This is a genomic window from Kitasatospora sp. NPDC049258, assembly GCF_040678895.1.
Lineage (GTDB): Bacteria > Actinomycetota > Actinomycetes > Streptomycetales > Streptomycetaceae > Kitasatospora.
Window position 1 is genome coordinate 182,564 of sequence record NZ_JBFAQT010000008.1, and the last position, 22,284, is coordinate 204,847.

17 protein-coding genes are annotated in these 22,284 nt (G+C 73.7%); 7 read left to right on the forward strand and 10 right to left on the reverse strand.

Annotated elements, in window-relative coordinates:
- Positions 1-8: 8 nt before the first annotated feature.
- Positions 9-2,126, reverse strand: coding sequence for a glycogen debranching protein GlgX (glgX, locus tag AB0K43_RS10170; protein WP_363637827.1), 2,118 nt, complete (start codon positions 2,124-2,126; stop codon positions 9-11).
- A 540-nt stretch (positions 2,127-2,666) separates the two neighbouring features.
- Here glgX and AB0K43_RS10175 point away from each other — a divergent pair.
- Together AB0K43_RS10175 and AB0K43_RS10180 are read left to right on the forward strand one after the other, a co-directional pair.
- Entirely contained in the window at positions 2,667-3,788 is a 1,122-nt protein-coding gene (locus tag AB0K43_RS10175; protein ID WP_363637882.1) for an SAV2148 family HEPN domain-containing protein, read from the forward strand.
- Between the two features lie 159 nt (positions 3,789-3,947).
- Complete coding sequence (locus AB0K43_RS10180) at positions 3,948-5,117, forward strand: Dyp-type peroxidase (RefSeq protein ID WP_363637829.1); 1,170 nt, start codon at positions 3,948-3,950, stop codon at positions 5,115-5,117.
- Between the two features lie 50 nt (positions 5,118-5,167).
- Here the strand turns inward: AB0K43_RS10180 and AB0K43_RS10185 are convergent, their stop codons facing one another.
- Complete coding sequence (locus tag AB0K43_RS10185) at positions 5,168-6,088, reverse strand: S1 family peptidase (RefSeq protein ID WP_363637832.1); 921 nt, start codon at positions 6,086-6,088, stop codon at positions 5,168-5,170.
- A gap of 220 nt (positions 6,089-6,308) precedes the next feature.
- On the opposite strand from AB0K43_RS10185, the gene AB0K43_RS10190 reads away from it, so the two are divergent.
- On the forward strand, positions 6,309-7,010 hold the full coding sequence (locus tag AB0K43_RS10190) for an exonuclease domain-containing protein (protein ID WP_363637834.1): 702 nt from the start codon (positions 6,309-6,311) through the stop codon (positions 7,008-7,010).
- A 9-nt stretch (positions 7,011-7,019) separates the two neighbouring features.
- Here AB0K43_RS10190 and AB0K43_RS10195 read toward each other — a convergent pair whose 3' ends face one another.
- From AB0K43_RS10195 to AB0K43_RS10205, 3 genes are all read right to left on the reverse strand, one after another.
- Positions 7,020-7,997, reverse strand: a complete 978-nt coding sequence (locus AB0K43_RS10195) for a polysaccharide deacetylase family protein (RefSeq protein ID WP_363637837.1) — start codon at positions 7,995-7,997, stop codon at positions 7,020-7,022.
- Positions 7,998-8,119: 122 nt separating this feature from the next.
- Positions 8,120-9,016 carry an aminoglycoside phosphotransferase family protein gene (locus AB0K43_RS10200; protein WP_363637839.1) on the reverse strand — a complete coding sequence of 299 codons (897 nt, stop codon included), beginning with the start codon at positions 9,014-9,016 and terminating at the stop codon, positions 8,120-8,122.
- A gap of 153 nt (positions 9,017-9,169) precedes the next feature.
- Positions 9,170-11,401 (reverse strand): MMPL family transporter, encoded by a 2,232-nt coding sequence (locus AB0K43_RS10205; RefSeq protein WP_363637884.1) that lies wholly within the window; start codon positions 11,399-11,401, stop codon positions 9,170-9,172.
- Positions 11,402-11,927: 526 nt separating this feature from the next.
- On the opposite strand from AB0K43_RS10205, the gene AB0K43_RS10210 reads away from it, so the two are divergent.
- The 4 genes from AB0K43_RS10210 to AB0K43_RS10225 all read left to right on the forward strand — a co-directional run bounded on the left by AB0K43_RS10210 (position 11,928) and on the right by AB0K43_RS10225 (position 17,078).
- Positions 11,928-14,090, forward strand: coding sequence for an MMPL family transporter (locus AB0K43_RS10210; protein WP_363637841.1), 2,163 nt, complete (start codon positions 11,928-11,930; stop codon positions 14,088-14,090).
- A gap of 288 nt (positions 14,091-14,378) precedes the next feature.
- Positions 14,379-14,582, forward strand: a complete 204-nt coding sequence (locus tag AB0K43_RS10215) for a cold-shock protein (protein WP_033817632.1) — start codon at positions 14,379-14,381, stop codon at positions 14,580-14,582.
- 209 nt (positions 14,583-14,791) lie between these two features.
- Positions 14,792-16,435: a DEAD/DEAH box helicase gene (locus AB0K43_RS10220; RefSeq protein ID WP_363637843.1), complete on the forward strand. Its 1,644-nt coding sequence runs from the start codon at positions 14,792-14,794 to the stop codon at positions 16,433-16,435.
- Between the two features lie 121 nt (positions 16,436-16,556).
- Positions 16,557-17,078: a hypothetical protein gene (locus AB0K43_RS10225; RefSeq protein ID WP_363637845.1), complete on the forward strand. Its 522-nt coding sequence runs from the start codon at positions 16,557-16,559 to the stop codon at positions 17,076-17,078.
- Between the two features lie 284 nt (positions 17,079-17,362).
- Here AB0K43_RS10225 and AB0K43_RS10230 read toward each other — a convergent pair whose 3' ends face one another.
- The 5 genes from AB0K43_RS10230 to AB0K43_RS10250 all read right to left on the reverse strand — a co-directional run.
- On the reverse strand, positions 17,363-18,163 hold the full coding sequence (locus AB0K43_RS10230) for a CbiX/SirB N-terminal domain-containing protein (protein WP_363637847.1): 801 nt from the start codon (positions 18,161-18,163) through the stop codon (positions 17,363-17,365).
- Between the two features lie 10 nt (positions 18,164-18,173).
- Positions 18,174-19,085: an ABC transporter permease gene (locus AB0K43_RS10235; protein WP_363637849.1), complete on the reverse strand. Its 912-nt coding sequence runs from the start codon at positions 19,083-19,085 to the stop codon at positions 18,174-18,176.
- The gene (locus AB0K43_RS10240; RefSeq protein ID WP_363637851.1) at positions 19,072-19,875 is read right to left on the reverse strand and encodes an ABC transporter ATP-binding protein; all 804 of its coding nucleotides are present in this window, start codon (positions 19,873-19,875) and stop codon (positions 19,072-19,074) included. Before AB0K43_RS10240 ends, AB0K43_RS10235 begins: the two co-directional genes overlap by 14 nt.
- 135 nt (positions 19,876-20,010) lie before the next feature.
- Positions 20,011-21,168, reverse strand: coding sequence for an aliphatic sulfonate ABC transporter substrate-binding protein (locus AB0K43_RS10245; protein WP_363637854.1), 1,158 nt, complete (start codon positions 21,166-21,168; stop codon positions 20,011-20,013).
- 225 nt (positions 21,169-21,393) lie between these two features.
- The coding region (locus tag AB0K43_RS10250; RefSeq protein WP_363637857.1) for a hypothetical protein at positions 21,394-22,284 on the reverse strand (891 nt) is incomplete at its 5' end.

Consider the following 22,284-nt stretch of genomic DNA (forward strand, 5'->3'; position numbering starts at 1 on the left):
GCCACGGCTCAGGCGGGCCGTTGCAGCACCAGCAGCGAGCGGTCGGTGAGCCAGACGGTGTCGCCGGCCTTGATCCGGGTGCCGGTGCCGGGGGCGGGCAGCACCGGCAGGGTGGTGTCGACCACCACCTGCCAGGCGTCCCCGTGGTCGGCCGGGACGGTGAACTCCAGCTGCTCGGAACTGGCGTTGAAGAGCAGCAGGAAGGAGTCGTCGACGATCTTGCCGCCGCGCCGGTCCGGCTCGGAGATCGCGTTCCCGTTCAGGAAGACGGTGAGCGACTTGGCGTAGCTGGTGGACCAGTCCCGCTTGGTCATCTCCTCGCCCGCGGGGGTGAACCAGGCGATGTCGGTCAGGTCGTCGTGGGTGCCGGAGACCGGGCGCCCGTGGAAGAACCGGCGGCGCCGGAAGACCGGGTGGTCGCGGCGGAGCCAGATCATGCCCTGGGTGAACTCCAGCAGCTCGGCCTGCGGGCCGTCGCCGGTCGGCCAGTGCACCCAGGTGAGCTCGTTGTCCTGGCAGTAGGCGTTGTTGTTGCCCCGCTGGGTGCGGCCGAGCTCGTCGCCGTGCGAGAGCATCGGCACGCCCTGGGAGAGCATCAGGGTGGCGATGAAGTTGCGCTGCTGGCGGGCTCTGAGGTCGAGGACCGCGCGGTCCTCGCTCTCGCCCTCGGCGCCGCAGTTCCACGAGCGGTTGAAGGACTCGCCGTCCCGGCTGTCCTCGTGGTTGGCCTCGTTGTGCTTCTCGTTGTACGAGACCAGGTCGCGCAGGGTGAAGCCGTCGTGGCAGGTGACGAAGTTGATCGAGGCGATCGGGCGGCGGCCGTCGTCCTGGTAGAGGTCGGAGGAGCCGGTCAGCCGGGAGCCGAACTCGGCCAGGGTGGCCGTCTCGCCGCGCCACAGGTCGCGGACGGTGTCCCGGTACATGCCGTTCCACTCCGTCCACAGCGGGGGGAAGTTGCCGACCTGGTAGCCGCCCTCGCCCAAGTCCCACGGCTCGGCGATCAGCTTGGCCTGGGAGACCACCGGGTCCTGCTGGACCAGGTCGAAGAACGAGGACAGCCGGTCGACCTCGTGGAACTGGCGGGCCAGGGTGGCCGCGAGGTCGAAGCGGAAGCCGTCCACGTGCATCTCGGTCACCCAGTAGCGCAGCGAGTCCATGATCATCTGGAGCACGTGCGGGCTGCGCATCAGCAGGCTGTTGCCGGTGCCGGTGGTGTCCTCGTAGAAGCGCTGGTCCTTGGCGAGCCGGTAGTACGAGACGTTGTCCAGGCCGCGGAAGGAGAGCGTCGGGCCCAGGTGGTTGCCCTCGGCGGTGTGGTTGTAGACGACGTCGAGGATCACCTCGATGCCGGCCGCGTGCAGCGCCTTCACCATCGACTTGAACTCCTGCACCTGCTGCCCCCGGTCGCCGGTGGAGGAGTAGGAGGAGTGCGGCGCGAAGAAGCCGATGGTGTTGTAGCCCCAGTAGTTGGACAGGCCCAGGTCGCGCAGCCGGTGGTCGCGGACGAACTGGTGCACCGGCATCAACTCGATCGCGGTGACGCCCAGCTTGGCCAGGTGCTCGATCACCGCCGGGTGGGCCAGCGCCGCGTAACTGCCCCGGATCTCCTCCGGGATGCCCGGGTGCAGCCGGGTCAGGCCCTTCACATGGGCCTCGTACAGCACGGTGCGGTGGTAGTCGGTGCGCGGCGGCCGGTCGGTGCCCCAGTCGAAGTAGGGGTTGATCACCACCGAGTGCATGGTGTGCGGGGCCGAGTCCAGGTCGTTGCGCCGCTCCGGGGCGCCGAAGTGGTACCCGTAGACCGACTCGTCCCAGTCGATGTTCCCGCTCATCGCCTTGGCGTACGGGTCCAGCAGCAGCTTGGCGCTGTTGTGCCGTTGGCCCAGGCCCGGATTGTGCGGGCCGTGCACCCGGAACCCGTACCGCTGGCCCGGCTGGACGCCGGGCAGGTAGGCGTGCCGCACGAAGGCGTCCGTCTCGCGCAGCTCGATGGCCGTCTCCGAGCCGTCCTCCGCGATCAGGCACAGCTCGATCCGGTCGGCGCTCTCGGAGAACACCGCGAAGTTGGTGCCCGCTCCGTCATAGGTGGCGCCGAGCGGGTACGGCTGTCCTGGCCAGACCTGCATATGTCCTCAACTTCCGTGTAGCGAACGGAGACTGGCGCTCACAGCGGTGTTCCCGGCGGAGCCCCGCGGCATGTACCACCCGTCCGTACCGTGACGCACGGCACATGTCGCATACTCCCCAACGGCTGCCCGCAGACCGAACCCATTCACCACTTGTTCGCCCGAACGGGTGTCCGTTGACCGAAAGTGACGGTGTCGCGGCCCATCTCGACGGGTCGCCGATCGGATCGTCGTGCCGCCAACCGGCTGCGCCCCGCGCGACCGGGGCAGTACCCTTGATCGTCCGGCACGCCACCGGACCGCCTGCCGGCCCGGGAGTCCTCCGCGGCCGCCAAGGTTGAGTCCGTGTCAGTGGACGGCCCGTCACCCCGGTGAGCGGAAGGCCGGGAGGTGAGGTAGCGCATGGGGTTCCCCGCCGACGGCCAGGGTGGGCCCGAGCAGGGGCCCCGGCGCAGCGAGGCGCCGACCCTGGTGATGCGGCCCTCCGGCGGAGCCCGCACCACCGTCCCGGGGCAGGCCGGCCCGGTCGAGGGGCCGCTGATGGCCTGGACGGCCGGCGAGTGGGAGACCGCCTACCGCAGGGTCCGGCTGGCCGGCCGGGCCTACGTCTGGCTCAACCTGGTCGAGCAGCGGATGCGCGCCCTGGTCGACGAGGTGCTGCGCCCGCTCTACGCGCCCGCGCACGGCGAGGACTGGGTGACGGCCGCCGCCGGCCCGGCCGGCGAGGAGTGGGTGCACCGGGCCGGCGCCGTCCGCGAGGTCAGCCGCCGCAAGGGGTACCTGCTGGACCCGGCCGACGACGATCCGCTGGTCTTCCTCACGCTGCCCCAGCTGCGCGAGCTGATGGTGCAGCACTGGCCGTGCTTCGAGCCCTACCTGGTGGAGCGCCGGGAGGTGGAGCTGGCCCTGGACGAGCTGGAGGTCGCCCGGCACGTGGTCTCCCGCAACCGGAGCCTGTCGCAGACCGTGCTGGACCAGACCGAGCGGGCCGCCGCCCGGCTGCTCGCGCTGCTCGACGGCGGCCACGGCGGCGTGCCGGCCGATGTGGTGGAGGAGCTGGTGGCCGGCCGCTACGCGGACGTGGTCGCGGTGCACGCGGACCGGGTCGGGCTGCAGCGCGAGCTGCCGGTCGAGGACCTGCTGGAGGGCGCCCGCCGGCTGGACGCGGTCGGCATCGGCCTCGGCATGCTGTGCCAGAACTACACCGGCAAGCGGCTGGTGCGGCTGGCCGCCGAGGGCTGCCGGGTGCGGCTGCTGTTCCTCAACCCCGCCTCCAGCGCCGTCCGGCGCCGCGAGCGCGAGCTCGGGATCGGACGCGGCGAGCTGTCCCGCTCGATCGAGATGAACATCATGCACGTGCGCCGGGTCCGGGCCCGGCTGCGCGACCAGGGCGGCTTCGAGATCCGGGTGTTCGACGAGATGCCCCGGTTCACCGCCTACCTGGTGGAGGGGCCGCGCACGGCCGGGCCGGGCGGGCGGCGCCGGTCGAGCGACCTCGGCGTGGTGCAGCCCTACCTGCGCCGGGCCCGCGGCATCGAGTCGCCCGCGCTGGTGCTGCGCGGCGGGGCCGGGCAGGAGCCGGGCGGCACCGAGCCGGGTCTGCTGGAGGTCTACCGCGAGGAGTTCGAAGGCCTCTGGGCGGACTCGCGGGCGGTGTCCTGAGCGGTTGGCGCCCCGGCCGGCCGGGGTCGGTGCCTCGGCCGGCCGGCTCAGCGCCGAGTTGCCGCCGGTCACCGCCCCGGATAGCAAACAGGTGAGCGGTTCGTCCCTTCCCGATCCGGACGGCCGCGCCCCGCACCCCACCACCTGGGAGCCCGTCCGATGACCAGTCAGCCCGCCGTCGAGGGCGGCCCGGCCCGCCGCAGCCTGCTCAAGACCGCCGCCCTCGCCACCGGCGCGCTCGCCCTGCCCGCCGTCACCGCCCCGGCCCCCGCGGCCGCCGCCGGGCTGCGGCAGATCCCCCACCTCGGCCCGCACCAGGCCGGCATCACCACCCCGGCCCAGCCCTTCGCCGCCTTCGCCGCCTGCAACGTGCAGGCCCCGGACCGGGACGCGCTGGAGCGGCTGCTGCGCACCCTCACCCGGCGGATCGCCTTCCTCACCACCGGCGGGAGCCCGGCCGACCAGGACGGCGACAACGGGATGCTCGGCCCCCTCGTCCCGGCGGACAACCTCACCGTCACGGTCGGGGTCGGTGCCTCGCTCTTCGACGACCGCTACGGCCTGGCCGGCGCCAGGCCGCTGCGGCTGACCGCGATGCGCGCCTTCCCCGAGGACCGGATCGCGTTCGGTGACGCGCACGGCGACCTGTCCCTGCAGATCTGCGCCGACAGCCGGGACACCGTGCTGCACGCGCTGCGCGACCTGCTCGCGCACACCGACGGCGCGCTGGAACTGCGCTGGCGGGTGGACGGCTTCCAGAACCGGCCCCGGCCGGACAGCGCCCAGCGCAACCTGATGGGCTTCAAGGACGGCATCGCCAACCCCGACACCGGCTCCGACCGCGAGATGGACCGGCTGGTCTGGGTGCAGCCGGACGGCGGCGAGCCGGCCTGGGCGGCCGGCGGCAGCTACCAGGTGCTCCGGGTGGTCCAGATGCTCAGCGAGGCGTGGGACCGGATGCCGGCCACCGACCAGGAGCAGGTCATCGGCCGCCGCAAGGACAGCGGCGCGCCGCTCGACCGGATCCCGCCGGGCGCGCACATCCGGCGGGCCGACCCGCACACCCCGCAGACCGCGGACAGCCGGATCCTGCGCCGCGGCTACAACTTCGACCGCGGCGTCGATGCGAGCGGCCGGCTCGACCTCGGCCTGCTGTTCTGCTGCTACCAGCAGGACGTGGTGCGGCAGTTCGAGGCCGTGCAGGCCAGGCTGGCGGGGGAGCCGCTGGCGGACTTCACGGTGCCCACCGGCGGCGGGTACTTCTTCGCCCTGCCCGGGGTGCGGGACGACTCCGACTGGCTCGGCCGGGGGCTGCTGGCGGCCGGCTGAAGCACTGCGGGCGCGGGCGCGGGCCGCCGCCGGCCCGCGCCCGCCGGCCGTCAGAAGTTCAGCGGCTGGAAGAAGGTCGGCGAGCCGCTGGAGGCGCCGCCGCTGATCAGGCCGAGCCCGGTGCCGCCGTCGTAGACCGGGCCGCCGGAGTCGCCCTCGCCGCCGCTCTGGTTGCTCCTGACCAGCCCGCGGACCACCCCGTCGGGGTAGTTCACCGTCACGTTCAGCGCGGTGACCTGCCCGCAGCTGGTGCCGCTGGTGGAGCCCCGCCCGCACACCGGCTCGCCCAGCGCGGCCTTGCCGAAGCCGGTGATCGGCGCGGCGGCGCCGAGCACGTCGCCCGGCAGCGACCAGCCGCTGACCGGCGTGATCACGGACCAGTCGGCGCCGGGGTAGCGCCAGTCGGTCACCGTGCCGAGCCGGTTGCCCCCGGCGTCGTACCAGGTCTTCGCGGCGTGGCCGCAGTGCCCGGCCGTGGTGGTGGTGCCCGGGCGGTAGTTGTTGAAGCCGTTGGTGCAGCGGTAGACCAGTCCGGAGGTCCCGCTGTAGATCGCGCTGCCGCCGTGCAGCGTCCCCGGGCCCCGCAGGGTGTGCCCGGCCGCCGCCGGGGCCAGCGCGATCCGGCGGCCGACCGGCTCTGCCACCTCGGTGAGCTGGGTCAGGCCCGGCGCGGCCAGCGCGGCGCCGACGAAGTCCTCGGTCCGCCCGTCGCCGTTGTCCGGCAGCACCGTGACGCTCAGCCGGCAGGCCTGCGGGTCGACGTACCAGTACTGGGCCCGGCCGGCGGTACCGGCTTCGGCCCGGGCGTCCAGGTCGGACTTCAGGCCGTCCAGCCGGGCCAGCTCGGCCGCGCCGCAGCGCGGGCCGTCCTCGGCACCCGGCACGGCGACGGCTGCCGCCGCCGGGCCGAGCGCGGCGGTGAACGCGAGCGCGGCTGCCGGCAGCAGCGGGCGCAGGACCTTACGTGGCATCGGGCGAACTCCTCTCGTCGGCCGCCCGGCTGCCCGCACGGGGTCCCGTGCGCCGGAGCGGCCCTGAGCGGCCACGCTACGAAGGCGAACCATCCGCACCGCAGAGCGCGCCCGGCACCTCACCTGATCGGCCCCGGCCGAGGTCCCGCCGGCCGGGCTGTCACTGGCGCACGCCATGATGGAGCCCGTTCACGGCAGGACAGACGGAAGGACGTGCCGCATGAGCTGGTGGAAGGGGCCACTGGTCGGATTCGACCTGGAGACCACGGGCACCGATCCGGCGGAGTCCCGGATCGTCACCGCCGCCCTGGTGGACACCGAGGGCGGCCGGGTCGAGGCCACCGCGGGCTGGTTGCTGGACCCGGGTGTCCCGGTGCCGGCCGAGGCCACCGCGGTGCACGGCATAGCCGACGAGTACGCGCGCACCCACGGCGGCCCGGCCGCCGAGGGCGTCGAGGAGATAGCCGGGGCGCTCTGCTCCCGGCTGCTCGCCGGGCGCCCGGTGGTGGTCTTCAACGCGCCCTTCGACCTCTCGCTGCTCGACGCCGAGCTGCGCCGGCACGCGCTGCCGAGCCTGGCCGAGCGGCTCGGCGGTCCGGTCGGCCCGGTGCTCGACGCGCTGGTGATCGACCGCACGGTCGACAAGTACCGCAAGGGCTCGCGCACCCTGCAGCGGGTCTGCGAGGTGTACGGCGTGGAGCTGGCCGACGCGCACCACGCGGGCAGCGACGCGCTGGCCGCGGTCCGGGTCGCGGTGGCGCTCGGCGAGCGGTACCCGGCGCAGGCCGGTGAGCTGACGCCGGAGCAGCTGCACGAGCGCCAGATCGACTGGTACCGGGCCTGGGCCGAGGGGCTGCAGGGCTGGCTGCGGCAGGGCAAGGAGCCGGGGGCGGTGGTGGACGCGCGCTGGCCGCTGCGCTGAGCCGGCGCCTCATCGGGCGGGGAAGTCGAAGCCGTAGCCCTGGGCGGTCAGCCAGGGCAGCAGCTGCCGCAGCGCCTCGACGGTCTGGCTGCGGTCGCCGCCGCCGTCGTGCAGCAGCACCACCCCGCCGGGGCGCAGGGTGCGCTGGACGGTGGCGACGATCGCGCCCGCGCCGGGCCTGCTCCAGTCCCTGGGGTCGACCGACCAGGCCAGCGAGCGCATCCCGTACCGGGCGGCGATCTGCTCGTTCTCGGCGGTGAAGTCCCCGCCGGGCGCGCGGAACCAGGCGATCCGGCCGCCCGCGCCGCCGGCGGCCGTGGTGATCATGTCCTGGGCGGCGGCGATCTCGTACACCTGCCGGTCGTGCGGGAGCGCGTGCAGCGGCTGCGGGTGGTGCACCGTGTGGTCGCACAACTGGTGGCCCTCGGCGACGATCCGCCGGACGGTCGCCGGGTCGGCGGCGGCGTTGGGGCCGATCTGGCAGAAGGTCGCGTGGGCGTGGTAGCGGGCGAGCAGGTCGAGGATCCGACCGGTCGCCGGGCCGGGGCCGTCGTCGAAGGTGAGGGCCACGGTGCGCCCGCCGGAGGCGGTCGAGCGGACCAGCCCGGCGGCGGCCAAGGGCGGCGGCGCCGCCGGGCCGGCCGGCCGGCTCGGGGCCGGCGCCGGGGTGGTCGGCCGGGGGGTGTCGGGCCGGCCGGTGCGCGGCGTGGCCGCGGGGGTGCCGGGCGGCCGGGTGCCGGTGGGTGACGGCGCGCCGGGGGATGGCGTGCCCGATGGGCCGCTCGGATGTGCGGAGCCGGGCGACGGGGCGGTGTCGGCGGGCGACGCGCTGCCGGACGGCCGGGCGGTGGCGGTGGACGGCGGCGCGGCCGCGCCGGACGCGGCGTGGCCGGCCGCGCAGCCGGCGAGCAGGGCGGGGGCGAGCAGGACGGCGAGGGCCGCGCCCGCGGCGCGCCGGTGCTGTGACGGGTGGTGCGGGAGCAGCATGGTGACGACTCCTGAGGCCGCACGGCCGCCTCGCTGCGGGCCGGCCGACTGCGCCGTAGGACGCCGGACCCCGCCGCCCGGTTCCGCCGGTGTGTGCGAGCCGTACCGGTGGCTCGAACGGGTCAGAAGGCGTACCAGCGCACCTGGGGATCGCCCGCCCGCAGCGAGGCCACCCGGCGGCGGAACTCGGCCAGCGCGGCGGTGGAGGCGGCCGCCTGCTGGGCCACCCAGGCGGCGCTGGCGGTCTCCCGGGCGCCGCGCAGCACGGCGAAGCCGGGCCAGTCGCGGACGTCCCAGCCGTAGGCCGCGGTGAAGGCGACGTAGTCCTCGGTGGCCACGCCGTACCGGTCGTGGCTGAGCGCCAGCACCACCAGGTCGTGCTCGCGCAGGTCGTCGGCGACGAACTCCAGATCCAGCAGGACGGGCCCGTCCGGGCCGAGGTGGACGTTGCGCGGCAACGCGTCCCCGTGGATGAAGCCGGGTGTCAGAGCGGGCGTCAGCTCGGCCACCGCGGCGGTCGCCTCGGCCCGGCGCTCGCGCAGGAAGCGGGCGTCCGCGGGGTCGATGTGCCCGTCGGCGGCGGCCAGCCAGCGGTCCACCGGGGCCAGCAGGTCACGCGGCCGCAGCGGGAACGGCGGTGCGGGCAGCCGGTGCAGGGCGAGCAGCAGCGGGGCCAGGTCGACCGGGCGGGCCGAGCCGACGGCGGGCGGCAGCCGGTGCCAGAAGGTCACGGGGTGCCCGCCGGCGTCCACCGGCTCCGGCAGGTACGGGCCCACCACCGGTACCTGCCGGCCCTCCAGCCAGCGGGCGACGGCCAGTTCGCGCACGGCCCGGCCGGTCAGCCCGGGCGCCCGGCCGACCTTGGCGACCACGCCGGGGGCGCCCAGGTCGAACACCGCGTTCTCGCCGAGCGCCAGCAGGCCGGCGGTGGTGGGCGCGGGCAGGCCGGCGGTGGCGCAGGCGGTGGCGAGCAGGGCGCGGGCGCGGGCCTCGTCGAAGGTGGCGGCGGGGCTGGTCATCGGGGCGGCTCCGTTCTGGCTGGTGCCGCTCAATCCTGCCGCAGGCACCGGGTGCGAACGGCGCCGGGCCCCGCGCGACGCGCGGGGCCCGGCGGGTGGGCGGCGGCCGGCCGTCCCCGGTGCGGTCGGCCGCCGCACCCGGTGCGGGGCGGTTCAGCGGCCGGCGGTCTGCCGGTCCTGGGCGGGCCGATCTGCGGTGGGCCGGTCGGCCGCGTGCCGGGCCTGCGGGAGCGGTGCGGCCGACTCGGTGTGCGAGAGGTCCGGCAGCCAGGAGAGCCAGCGTGGCAGGTACCAGTTGTGTTCGCCCAGCAGGCTCATCGCGGCGGGCAGCAGGACCGCCCGGATCACGGTGGCGTCGACCAGCACGGCGACCGCGAGGCCGACGCCCATCTGCTTCATCGACTGCATCGACAGGGTGCCGAAGACCGCGAACACGCCGACCATGATCACGGCCGCGCTGGTCACCACGCCGGCGGTGCTGCGGATGCCGTGCGAGATGGCGGCCTGGGTGGACAGGCCCCGGTCGTGCGCCTCCTTGATCCGGGAGACCACGAACACGTGGTAGTCCATGCTCAGACCGAACAGGATGACGAAGAGGAACAGCGGCACCCAGGACTCCACCGCACCGACCCCGGCGGTGCCCAGCAGCGAGGCGCCCACCCCGTGCTGGAAGACCAGCGCGAGCACCCCGTAGGCGGCGCCGACCGAGAGCAGGTTGAGCACCACGGCCGTGACGGCGATGCCCAGCGAGCGGAACGAGGTGAGCATCAGCAGGAAGGCGAAGACCACCACGAAGCCGAAGACCGGCAGCATCGCGTCGGACATCTGCCGGTTGAAGTCGTGCGAGCCGGCGGTCTGGCCGGTCACCGGGGCCTCGGTGCCGGGCACCTTGAGCAGGGTGTCGGCGACCACCCGGCCGCGCAGGGCGTCGAGCGCGGCGGTGCTGGTGGCGTCGTTGCCGCTGCCCGGCAGCGGGACGTCGATGGTGGCGACGTTCTGCTCCCGGTGCACGGTGACCTCGATCGGGCCGTGCACGCCCGCGGTGGCCAGCGCCGCGGCCTGGAAGTCGGCGATCGCCCTGGTCATCTCCGGCGAGCCGATGTCCTTCGCCTTCACCACCACGGTGGCCGGCGAGGGGCTGCCCGGGAAGGCGGCCTCGATCCGGGCGGAGGTGGCGACCAGGGCGTTGCCCGCCGGCAGTTGCTGCTGGAAGGTCAGGTTGGCGGTGTGCATGGTGAGCAGCGGCGCGGCCAGGGCCAGCAGCAGGCCGCCGGCCAGCACGGCGGCGGCGAGCGGGCGGCGCAGGACGGGGGTCAGCAGCGCGTTCCACACCCGGCCGCCCTGGCCGGAGTCGGCCTTGCGGAGCCGGTGCAGCAGCGGCAGGCGGCCCTTGCCGACCCGGTCGCCGAGCATCGACAGCAGCGCGGGCAGCACGGTCAGCGAGCCCAGCACCGCGGTGATCACCACGATGATGGTGGCCAGCGACATCGCCTGGAAGTCGGCGATGCCGGTGAGGAACATGCCGGCCATCGCGACCACCACGGTGACGCCGGAGACCAGCACGGCCCGGCCCGAGGTGGCGGCGGCGATCTGCAGGGCGCTCGCGCAGTCCCGCCCCGCGGCCCGCTCCTCGCGCTCGCGCCGCAGGTAGAACAGGCAGTAGTCGACCCCGACGGCGAGCCCGACCAGCAGCATCACCGAGCTGGCGTCGTCGCTGGTGTGCAGCAGCCCGCTGCTGAGCGCGACCAGCCCGCCGGCCGCGATGAAGGCGGTCAGCGCCAGCAGGACCGGCAGCACCGCGGCCACCAGCGCGCCGAAGGCGACCAGCAGGATGCCCAGCGCCAGCGGCACGGCCGTCCACTCGGCCCGGGCGAAGTCGTCGGTGAACTGCTCCTGGAACCACTTGCCCGAGCTGGCCTCGCCGAACTCCTCGACCGTCAGCTCCCGGTGCGCCGTCTGCACCCCGGCGACGGCGTTCAGCACGGCGGGCACGTTCTGCACCGCCTGCTCGTCCTCACCGGTGATGGTGAACTGGAGCAGGGCGGAGTGCCGGTCCGCCGAGATCGCCCCGCTGTCGTACGGGCTGTGCAGGTCGGCGGTGCGGCCGGTGGCGCCGACGGCGGTGGCGACCTGGTCGACCACCCGGTGGAAGGCCGGGTCGTCGGCGGTCAGCGCGGCGCTCTGGACCAGCACCACCTCGCCCGCCGGGCGCTTGATCCCGGCCTCGTCCAGGATCTTCGCGGCCCGGGCGACCTCGCCGGGCATCGACTCGGACTGCTCGACCTTGGTGCTGCCGTGCAGGCCACCGAGGAAGGCGGCGAGCACCACGAACAGCAGCCAGCCGAAGACGGCGGTCTTCCTGTGCCGGGCGCTCCAGGCCCCCATGGTTGCGGCAAGTCCGGTTCTCACGAGTCTGATCCCCCAGGGAGAGCGGCGGCGGTGGCCGCCGGAAGCGGTCGCCGGTGGTGTCCGGCGCGCTGTGGAAGCTGCACCACAGAGGCTAGGAAAGCGCGGTCGGAGGCGACATCCGGCTGGCGGGGGAGCCCTCCCTGGGCCTTCCCTCACCCCCGGGGTGGGGTTTCCCCTACCCGTCGCCCCCGAGATCTCCCCCGGTAAGGGCGGCGCGGGAATCCACCCTGAGGGGGAGGCGTCTCCACCCGGAGTACGAGGTGCCGGCGGTGGTACGCAGGTCAGGATGGTCGAGGGGCGGCACGAGGCCTCCCCCTAGGGGGCGCGTCCGGGGAATAGTCACTTGCCGGGCGGCAAGTAAATTCCCGTAGGATGCCAACCGTACTTACCTGCCGACCGGCTAAGGGCTGCCGTTGCCGCTCCGCGCCCGGTCCAGCGCCGTCGCCCGACGTCCCGTCCCCCCAAGGGCTGCGGTGAACCATGCCCAGGAGGCAGAACGAGCATGTTCCACCGAATAGGACAATTCGTCGTCAGGCGGGCCTGGTGGGTGATCATCGGCTGGCTGGTCGCCGCCGTGGCCATCATCGCCACCGCGCCCGCGCTGACCGCGCAGACCGACGAGAGCGCCTTCCTGCCCGAGCACTACGAGTCCATCCAGGCCTCCAAGGTGCAGGAGCGGGCCTTCCCGGCCAACTTCACCCCGGCCGCGATGGTGCTCTTCGAGCGCGCCGACGGCGGCAAGCTGGACGCCGGCGACAAGGCCGCCATGGACAAGGTCGTCAAGGGCCTCACCGACCAGCACGTCAAGCTGGTCGAGACGATCCTGCCGGTCGGTGACCAGTCCACCTCCAAGGACGGCCGGTACGCGCTGTCCATGGTCGGGATGGAGAAGAACTCGGCGCACAAGCCGGAGGCCGCCGACTCCGCCAAGGAGTTGCGCGAGGGGGCCAAGAAGCTCGCCGAGGGCAGCAACCTGAAGGTGCAGCTGGGCGGCCAGGCCGCGCAGAACCTGGACCAGAAGGACTCCTCCGAGCTGGCCAACATGCTGATCGGCGTCGGCACGATCGTGATCATCCTGCTCACGCTCGGCGTCATCTTCCGCAGCCCGATCATCGCGCTGCTGCCGATCCTGTCGATCTTCGTCTTCTCGATGGTCGCCAACGGCCTGATCGCCGACGCCAGCAAGGCCTTCGGGCTCAAGGCGGACAGCTCGGTCTCGGCCATCCTGATCATCGTGCTGTTCGGCGTCGGCACGGACTACTTCCTCTTCCTGATGTTCCGCTACCGCGAACGGCTGCGCGCCGGCGACGACCGCAAGACGGCCGTGGTCAACGCGGTCGGCCGGGTCGGCGAGGCGATCGCCTCGGCGGCCGGCGCGGTCATCGTGGCCTTCAGCGTGCTGCTGCTGTCCAGCCTCGGCATGTTCCAGGCGCTCGGCCCCTCGCTGGCGATCGCGGTCTTCGTCACCGCCCTGGCCTCCGTCACCCTGGTGCCGGCCATCCTGTCGCTGATCCCGGAGAAGGTGCTGTTCTGGCCCTCCAAGGCCTGGCAGAGGGACCCGGCGAACGCGCGCTTCGCCGCGCTCGGCCGCACCGTCGAGCGCCGTCCGCTGCTGGTCACCCTGGTCTCCGGCGCCCTGCTGGTGGCGCTGTCCTTCGCCGCCTTCGGCTACAAGGGCACCTTCGACCTGGCCTCCGGCTCGATGCCGAAGACCAAGGAGTCGATGGTCGTCCAGGACACCCTGATGACCGCCTTCTCGGCCGGCGCCGCCGACCCCAGCCACGTCTACCTGGAGAGCAAGAACGGCGCCAAGCTCGACCCGGCCGCGCTGACCGGGTACATCGGCGAGCTCGGCAAGGTGCCCGGCGTGGCCCAGGTCGTGCCGCAGCCCCACCTGAACGCGGACGGCACCGTCGCCGACATCACCGTGATGCTCAAGGACGCCCCGGCGACCAACCAGGCCATCGACACCATCGACGGGCTGCGCAAGGTCGCGCACGGCTCCGCACCGCAGGGCAGCCAGGCGCAGGTCGGCGGCATCACCTCGGTGTACAAGGACATCAACACCGCGATGGCCCGCGACTACTCGCTGGTCTTCCCGGTCGCCGCGCTGCTGATCATGGTGATCCTGGCCCTGCTGCTGCGCAGCGTCGTCGCCCCCTGGTACCTGATGGGGGCGGTCGGCCTGGGCTTCGGCGCCACCGTCGGCGCCACCAGCCTGGTCTTCCAGAAGATGCAGGGCGAGGCCGGTCTGATGTTCATGCTGCCGATGTTCATCTACCTGTTCGTGGTGGCGATCGGCACCGACTACAACATCCTGATGATCGCCCGCCTGCGCGAGGAGGCGGCCGAGGGCCACAGCCCGCGCAAGGCGGCCGGCCTGGCCATGCGGCACGGCGGCCCGACGGTCGCGGCGGCGGGCAGCATCCTGGCGCTCACCTTCGCCACCATGCTGCTGGCGGGCAACTCGCTGTTCAGCCAGATCGGCTTCTCGGTGGCCTTCGGCATCGCCGTCTCGGCCTTCGTGATGGCGATGTTCTTCACCCCGGCGCTCACCGCGCTGCTCGGGCGGGCGGCCTGGTGGCCCGGCCACGGCTCGCTGCCCGGACACCCGGAGCCCGCCCCGGCGGTCACCGACCAGCGGGAGCCGGCCGGCCGGCACTGAGTTCACTGCTCGAAGGCGAGGGGGCGCGCGGAGCCTGTCCGCGTGCCCCCTCGGTTTGTCCCTCAAACGTAGTGTGACCAGGGGAACTTTCCGATCACCACACCGATCGGCCGTGCTACAGTCGAGGCAGTTGCAGTATTGGTTCCCATGAACGTGTGTGTGCGCCTGCTGGTTCCAACCGACAGGCGCATTTGTTTTGTCCGGTGTTTTGTCTCCGGATGGGGATCGCGGCTATTTGGGGTTCACGAGGTGTGGACCCTGACGCCCCAGTGAAATATGGAGACGGTTATGGCTACCGGCACCGTGAAGTGGTTCAACAGCGAAAAGGGCTACGGCTTCATCGAGCAGGACGGCGGCGGCGCTGACGTGTTCGCCCACTACTCGAACATCCAGTCCAACGGCTTCCGCGAGCTCATCGAGGGCCAGCAGGTCGAGTTCGACGTCACGCAGGGCCAGAAGGGCCCGCAGGCCGAGAACATCCGCACCATCTGAGACCCGGCTTCCAGCCGACTCAAAAGTGCTGCGCGAGGGCCCGCACCGCAGGGTGCGGGCCCTCGCCCATGCCGCCGAACGGCCGGGGCGGCGCACTCCTCTCCCCGAAACGGCCGACCTCCCCCAGCACTCGCCGGGGGTGCCCCCCACCAGGGGCCCACTGCCACGGCATGCGCCGTAGCGGTCGGCCGAACAGGATTTGGAGCACGATGACCGACCCCGCACGCAACCAGCGCACCCGTACGACCGGCAGCGGCCGCCCGCCGCGCAAGCCGGCCGGCGCCTCCCGCCCCCGGAACGCGGCCCCGCGCCCGTCCGAGGAGTTCACCGTCGTCCAGGGCACCCCGGCGCGCCCGCCGGCGGCGAGCTTCGCCGAGCTGGAGATGCCCAAGGCGCTGCTCACCGCGCTGACCCGGGAGGGCGTCACCGAGCCCTTCCCGATCCAGGCCGCCACCCTGCCCGACGCGCTCGCCGGGCGCGACGTGCTCGGCCGCGGCCGGACCGGCTCCGGCAAGACGCTGGCCTTCGGCCTGCCGCTGCTGGCCCGGACCGCCGGCCAGCGGGCCGACTCGCGCTACCCGCTGGCCCTGGTCCTGGTGCCCACCCGCGAGCTGGCCCAGCAGGTCACCGACGCGCTCAGCCCCTACGCGATCGGGCTCAACCTGCGGATCACCACCGTGGTCGGCGGCATGTCGATCACCCGCCAGTCCAACCAGGTGCGGCGTGGCACCGAGGTCCTGGTCGCCACCCCCGGCCGCCTGGACGACCTGATCAACCGCGGCGACGTCCGGCTCGACCAGGTGAAGATCACCGTGCTGGACGAGGCCGACCAGATGGCCGACATGGGCTTCCTGCCCCAGGTCGCCAAGCTGCTGGAGCAGGTCGCCCCCGGCGGCCAGCGGATGCTGTTCTCCGCCACCCTCGACCGCAACGTCGACCGCCTGGTGACCCGCTTCCTGACCGACCCGGTCACCCACTCGGTGGACCCCTCGGCCGGCGCGGTCACCACCATGGACCACCACGTGATCCAGATCGACCCGGCCGACAAGGCCGAGGCGACCGCCCGGATCGCCGCCCGCGAGGGCCGCGTGATCATGTTCGTGCACACCAAGCACGGCGCCGACCGGCTGGCCAAGCAGCTGCGCGCGGCCGGTGTCCAGGCCGCCGCCCTGCACGGCGGCAAGTCCCAGCCGCAGCGCAACCGCACCCTGGACCAGTTCCGGGAGGGCCAGGTCAGCGCGCTGATCGCGACCAACGTCGCGGCCCGCGGCATCCACATCGACGGGCTGGACCTGGTGGTCAACGTCGACCCGCCGATCGACCACAAGGACTACCTGCACCGCGGCGGGCGCACCGCCCGGGCCGGCGAGTCCGGCACCGTGGTCACCCTGGTGCTGCCCGAGCAGCGCCGCGAGGTCTCCCGGCTGATGACCACCGCCGGCATCCGCCCCACCGTCACCAAGGTCCGCCCCGGCGACGGCGAGCTCAACCGGATCACCGGCGCCCGGACGCCCAGCGGCGTCGCGGTCCTGCCGCTGCTGGCCCCCACCCAGGTGGCGGCCCAGGCCGCCGCGGCCGCCGGCGCCGAGGCCAAGGCGGAGGGCCAGGGCCGCCGCCGCCCGCAGTCCAAGCGCTCCGCGCTGCCCAAGGACGTCGACCTGAACGGCAACCCGCGCCGGCCCCGCCCCAAGCAGCGCCTCGGCGCGACGGCCGGCGGCAACCGCGCGGCGGCCGGTGGCAGCCGTCAGGCCGCCGGCTTCATCGGCAAGACCTCCGGCCGCGCCCAGCCCGGCTCCGGCTCGAAGAGCGGCTCCAACTACGGCACCGGCCGCCAGCGCCGCAAGTCGGACTGAGCCGACCCCCGTCCCGAAGGGGCGCCCGACCGCCCGCGGTCCGGCGCCCCTTCGGCGTACCGGGGGAGCGGTACCCGCAACCGGCGCCGGGCGGCGGCCGGGTGCCGCGTAGGGTGGCGGGATGGACCACCGGATGGATCTCGGGGAGCGGCTCGACCTGCAGGAGCGCAGTCTGGACGAGTTGCTCGCGGGGCTCGAGCTCAGCTGCGGGGAGCCGGGGGACGAGCGGGTCGAGCGGCTGGCCGAACGGCAGCCGCACTACCGGCAGTACCACCGGATCGGGCACAAGCGGCAGACCGCGTTCCAGGCGCTGAGCGCCGACCGGGCGCTGGCCGAGCGGCACTTCGAAGCCGCCGTGCGCGCGCTGCTGCACGACGACGACCCCAGCTCGCCGCGCTGGCTGGCCCAGGCGCTGGCGGCCGGGGCGGGGCGCCGCCGGCTGCTGGAGGCGTTGCTGCGCGCGGCCGAGCAGGGTACCCCGTACCAGCGGGCCTGCGCCGCGAACGCCTGGCGCTGGGCCGAGCCGCCGCTGCGGTACCCGAGCGAGCAGGCCCGGCGTGCGGGCCGGGCGACCGCCACCAGTCGCGCGGAGCGGGAGGCGGTCGCGGACCTGGAGCGGCGCTTCCGGGCGGTGACCGGCTGACGCACGGCGCCGGGGTCCACCGGCGGTCGCGGTCGAGGCCGTAGCTCCCGTACGGGTCCTGTCCGGCGGCTGTGCTCGCTCGCGGACCCGGACAGGCCCGCGGGTGTTCGGCGGGGTTTCGACCCGCCCGGTCCAGCAGGTGACTGTCGCCGGCCGAGAACTGGTCGGGGACGGGTCGCGGAGGTTCGGCCGGCGCGGATCCCGCCGCCGGCGCCGTAGCGGGCCCGGTCCTCGGGCGGGGCGGTCAGCGGGGCCCGGTAGAGCGTCGAGGGCGTGACCGGGTGTCAGGCGCTGAGGGCGGTGGCCGCCGGGGTGGCGAGGCGGGCCCGGTCGTAGCGGTGCAGCAGGAGGGCGGCCAGTTCGGGGGTCGCGCCGAGGACGGCTGCGGTCAGGTCGGCGCCGGCGGCGGTGGCGGCGGTCGTGATCCGGTCCGGGAGCAGACCGGGGGCCAGCAGGTAGGGGGCGACGGCCACCCGCCGGACGCCGGCGGTGCGCCGCAGGGCGGCGACCGCGTCGGGGACGTGCGGCGGGACGGCCGAGGCGTGGGCGGTCTCCACGGCGGCCCAGCCGCGGGTGCGCTGCCACCGGGCGGCGAGCTCCCGGACGGCCGCGTTGGCCGCCGGGTCGGAGGACCCGGCCGAGGCCAGCACCACGCCGGTGCCGGCCCGGACGGCGGCCGAGCCGAGGTCGAGCCCGGCCTCGGCCAGCCGCCGGTCCAACGCGTCCAGCAGCAGCGGGGAGGGGCCCAGCACGTCGGCCAGCGGCAGGTCGGCCGCGGCCGCGCGCAGGGCGGCGGGGATGTCGCTCCGGGCGTGGAACGCCCGGCCGAGCAGCAGCGGTACGGCGACCGCGGCCCGGCCGTCGAGGCGGCCGACCACCTGCGGGATCCGGGGTGCGCAGTGGTCCAGGTAGGCGGTGGCGACCTCCAGCGACGGCCGGGCCGAGCGCACCAGGTCGACCAGCGCCTCGACGGTGGCGGCGTGCCGCGGATCCCGGCTGCCGTGGGCGATCAGCAGCAGGGCGGGGCCGCCCGCCGCACCGGCGGGGAGTGTGCGGGGGAGGGCGGACAGCCGGCCGTGGTTCATCGCGGCGGCCTCAGCGGGTGGTGACGAGCAGGCCGCGGCTGCGCAGGACGCGGCGTTCGATGGGGGAGAAGACCAGCAGGTCGATGGCGACGCCGACGATCAGGATCAGGGCGATGCCCAGCAGCACGCCGGACATGTCGGAGAACTCACGCTGGTTCTCCAGGTAGCGGCCCAGGCCCACGCCGAGGTCGGGGGAGGCGGCGATGAGCTCGGCGGCCATCAGCGAGCGCCAGGAGAAGGCCCAGCCCTGCTTGAGGCCGGAGAGGTAGCCGGGCAGGGCGGCGGGCAGCAGGACGTGCCGGGCGCCGGCCAGGCCGGTGGCGCCCAGGGTGCGGCCGGCCCGCAGGTAGAGCGGCGGCACCTGGTCGATGCCGGAGATCAGGCCGTTGGCGATGGAGGGCACCGCGCCGAGCAGGATGACGGCGTACATCGCCGAGTTGTTGATGCCGAGCCAGATCACGGCGGCGGGGACCCAGGCGACCGAGGGCAGCGACTGCAGGCCGGACAGCACCGGCCCGAGGGCGGCGCGCACCGGCTTGACCCGGGCGACCAGCAGGCCGATCGGGGTGCCGATGGCGACGGCGGCCAGGAAGCCGGACAGGCCGCGCCAGAGGCTGGTCCAGATGATCGAGAACAGCGTGCCCGCGTACCAGAGCTTGGTGAGCGCGTGCCAGACCTCGCCGGGGCTGGGCAGCTTGTCGGTGGTGGTCAGCTCCAGGGTGACGGCGAGCTGCCAGACACCCAGCACCAGCAGGATGCCGAGGACCGGTGGAAGCACCTTCTGGCGCAGCGCCCGGCCGACCGGGGTGCGCTCGGTCCGGACGGTCTCCAGGGCGTCCAGACCGGCCTCGACGCTGGCGGAGTCGCTGGGCGCGGTGTCCTTGGCGAGGGCGGGCGCGGGGGAGGTGTCAGTGCTGGACATGGCGGCGGATCTCCCCACGCAGTTCTTCGGTGATCTCGATGGACAGATCGGCGACGCCGGCGGACTCGATCCGGCGCGGCTGGGGCAGGTCGATCCGCCACTCGCGGGCGATCCGGCCGGGCCGGGAGGAGAGCAGCACGACCCGCTGGGCGAGCCGGACCGCCTCACGGACGTTGTGGGTGACGAACAGCACGGTCAGCTGCCGCTCGGCCCAGATCCGGGTGATCTCGTCGTGCAGCACGTCCCGGGTGATGGCGTCGAGGGCGGCGAACGGCTCGTCCATCAGCAGGACGTTGCCGCCCTGGGCGAGCGAGCGGGCGAGCGCGACGCGCTGGCGCATGCCGCCGGAGAGCTCGTGCACCCGCTTCTTGTACGAGCCGCCGAGCCGGACCAGCTCCAGCAGGCGTTCGGCCTCGGGGCGGCGCTCCTCGCGGGGCACACCGGCCAGGCGCAGGGCGAGCTCGATGTTCCGGCCGGCGGTGAGCCAGGGGAACAGGGCGTGGTCCTGGAACATCAGGGCGGGGCGGCCGCCGGGCACCTCGATGGTGCCCGCGGTCGGCCGGTCGAGGCCGGCGACCAGGTTGAGCAGGGTCGACTTGCCGCAGCCGGAGGCGCCGAGCAGGGTGACGAACTCGCCGGGGGCGACGTCCAGCGAGATGTCGTCGAGAACGGGGGCGGCGGTACCGGGGCGGCCGAAGGTCTTGTGGACGTGCGAGAGCCGGACGGCCACCTGGCCGGCGGGCACCTCGACGCCGCCGGCGTCGTGCGAGGTGGTCAGTGTCGGGGTCATCCGGACACCTCCTGCGTGATTGGTCTGGCGTCGGGCTGGCGGAGTGGGGGCCGGGGCCCGGCCCCGCCCCGTCCTGTGATTGGGCATCGACCAAGACGGGGTCGGGGCGCGGACCGCGGAGTCACGGGGTGTGGGTCACTTGACCCCGAGGCCGGCGTCCGCGACGGACGGCTGGCCCTTCTCCTTGAGCACCTTGTTGAGCAGGGTCAGGTCGTAGATGCCGGCCAGGGTCGGCTTCTCCAGCAGGCCCGCCTTGACCGCGTGGTCGGCCTCGGCCTGGAAGGTGCCCGCCAGCGGGTCGTCCAGGAACTCGATGTCCTTCCACGCCGGGTCGAGGATCGCCGGGTCCAGCGCATTGCCGGCCGCGGCCTTGATGGCCTCGTTGGCGTCGGCCTTCGCCTTGTCCGGGTTGGCCTTGATGAAGGCGTTGGTGTTCACCGAGCCGCGCAGCACGGCCTCCACCACGTCTGGGTGCTCCTTGAGGAACTTCTGCGAGACGATGATGTTGGTGATCACGAACTTGCCGTCGGGCCAGACCTGCTTCTCGTTCAGCAGCTCCTTGGCGCCGAGCGTGACCAGCTTGGACGCGGTCGGCTCGGGTACCCAGGCGCCGTCGATGGAGCCCGACTTGTAGGCGTCCGGGGTGACCTTGTTGTCCGAGCGCACCACCGAGACGTCGCCGGCGCCGGACTGCGCGTCGACCTTGTAGCCCTTCTCGGCCAGGTAGTTGAGCAGCGCCACGTCCTGGGTGTTGCCGAGCTGCGGGGTGGCGATCTTCTTGCCCTTGAGGTCGTCCAGGGTCTTGATCTTGTCCGGGTTGACCACCAGCTTCACGCCGCCGGAGGCGGAGCCGCCGATGACCCGCAGCGAGGTGCCCTTGGACTTGGTGAAGCCGTTGATCGCCGGGGAGGGGCCGATCCAGCCGATGTCGATCGAGCCGGCGTTCAGCGCCTCGATCTCGGCGGGGCCGGCGTTGAAGATCTGCGGCTTGATCTGGGTGGCGCCCAGCTCCTTCTGGAACAGACCCTCCTGCAGGCCGACCAGCGGGGTGCCGTGGGTCAGGTTGGCGAAGTAGCCGATCTTCACCGTGTCGGCGGAGAGCTTCTTGTCCGAGGCGCCGGAGGCGGCGGCCGGGGTGGCCGCGGCCTTGTTGTCGGTGCTCTTGGCGCCGTAGCTGCAAGCGGTCAGCAGACCGGCGACGGTGACCGCGGCGACGACGGCGACGGCGGACCGTCTGATCCGGCCGGCGTTGGGGCGGGCGGGGGTATGCGTGGAGAAGGTGCTGGGTGCCATGAGAGTCGTCCCTGTTCCATGGAAGGAGAGATTGCGGTGGTGCTGTCGGCATCGGGATGCCGGGCAAGCCGGTCGGTCCTGCTGTGGGAAGGGCCGGACCGGTGACAGGGGATCAGTGCCCCTGTCCGCCCCCACATCGCGTCAGTCCGCCCTGGCCGCTGCCGAGGACGCCGCTGCCGATGCGGCCGCCTTCCTTGTCCATGCCCGAGAACGCCTCGCTGGGCATCAGACCCAGTCCTCCTCGTTCGGATCGGTGGTGCGTACGGTGTCGAACGCCTCGCCCGCCATGCCGGCGGTGAGGGTGGTGCCGTCGGCCGGGTCGATCAGCAGGAACGATCCGGTGCGGCGGTTGGCGCTGTACTCGTCGAGGGCCAGCGGCTCGGCGGTGCGCAGCAGCACGTGGCCGAGGTCGTTGACGTGCAGGCCGTCGGCGCCGGAGCGCTGTTCGAGGGTGGTGATGTCGATCCGGTAGGAGATCTCTTTCACCAGTGCGCGGACGGTGCGGGTGGTGTGCTTGAGCAGCACTTTGTCGCCGGTGCGCAGCGGGCGTTCGGCGAGGTGGGCGACGGTGGCGGTGACGTCCTTGGTGGGCTGCGGGGTCGGGCCGGCGGCGATGAGGTCGCCGCGTGAGATGTCGATGTCGTCGGTGAGGCGGAGGGTGATGGACTGGGGGGCCCAGGCGATGTCCGTCTCGACGCCGAGGGCGTCGATGCCGGCGACGGTGGTGGTGCGGCCGGAGGGCAGGACGGTGACCGGGTCGCCGGTGCGCAGGACGCCGGAGGCGAGCTGGCCCGCGTAGCCGCGGTAGTCGCGGTGCTCCTCGCTCTGCGGCCGGATCACGTACTGGACCGGGAAGCGGGCCGGCTCCTCGCCGGGGTCGCTGCCGACCGGCACCGTCTCCAGGTGCTCCAGCAGGGTCGGGCCGCCGTACCAGTCCATGTGTGCGGAGGGCAGTACGACGTTGTCGCCGGCCAGTGCGGAGATCGGGACGGCCACCACGTCGCGCACCCCGAGCGAGGCCGCGTAGGCGGTGAATTCGGTGGCGATGGCGGCGAAGACGGGTTCGGCGTGGTCGACCAGGTCCATCTTGTTGACGGCGAGGACCACGTGCGGGAC